This window comes from Vibrio sp. 704, assembly GCF_033339295.1.
On record NZ_JAWOUH010000292.1, the window covers coordinates 1 to 811 of the forward strand.

An 811-nucleotide genomic window follows, 5' to 3' on the forward strand; every position below is an offset into this window, starting at 1 on the left:
ACATTACATTTAATCAAGGTGTTATTTGATATTCATGTAACAAATGCGTAACTTATATTTGAGCATTATCTAGAGGAATATAAAGAATGGAATCTATTGCTGATGTATTGGTTGTCGCCATTGTGTTTGGTGCCATTTTTGGAGGCGGGATCGTCAAGTTGATCTTAAATCATCGTAAAGAAGTTCGAGCGTTAGAGATTTCTGAGAGAAATACGATGAGCCAAGAAGAGCAAGAAAGCCTCAAAAAGCAAATTGGCGAGTTAAAACGACGCGTTGAAGTGCTAGAGAGAATCGTCACCGACAGCAAATATCAACTTGAGAAAGAAATTGCTTCGCTGTAATTCAAATCTTAGAAAAAGCCGGATCAGTCCGGCTTTTTTATGTTTATCGTTTGGTTTTTCAATCAACGTTCATCGAAAAAGTCTTTGTTTCGGATGTACTTACTCATTAAATGGTAGAAAACGGACGAATCAGCCAACTAAACAGTGAACGCCCGAGGCGAATGAGTGTCGGCGTGTTCTCATAAATTCTGCCATTGTACAGCCACAGCATTTTTCCGACGTGCCAGTAAAGAAAAGGCACCGGAGGCATGAACGTCACAATATCGATATCACAGCAAATTCGATAAGTTTTATGTGCCAGACGATAGCGGCGTTTGAACTTCCAGTCACCAATGGCGGGCTGCCCGAAAGTCACAACGCGCTTGATGCTTTTCGGATACTTCTTTTCTATGTAATCCGCAAACACGCTACCAATTGCACCACCAGAAGAGTGGCCTGTCACCGAAATGCGCTTGCCTTGTAGAATAAGC

The 811-nt window shown here is 41.7% G+C and carries 1 protein-coding gene and 1 pseudogene; one reads left to right on the forward strand and one right to left on the reverse strand.

All coding sequences use genetic code 11. The features are described 5' to 3' along the window. Nucleotides 1-86 precede the first annotated feature (86 nt). Nucleotides 87-341 (forward strand): hypothetical protein, encoded by a 255-nt coding sequence (locus R7R24_RS25995; protein WP_005460888.1) that lies wholly within the window; start codon nucleotides 87-89, stop codon nucleotides 339-341. A 62-nt stretch (nucleotides 342-403) separates the two neighbouring features. Here the strand turns inward: R7R24_RS25995 and R7R24_RS26000 are convergent. Continuing rightward, nucleotides 404-811 (reverse strand): annotated as a pseudogene (locus tag R7R24_RS26000) (lipase family protein); the annotation flags it as partial.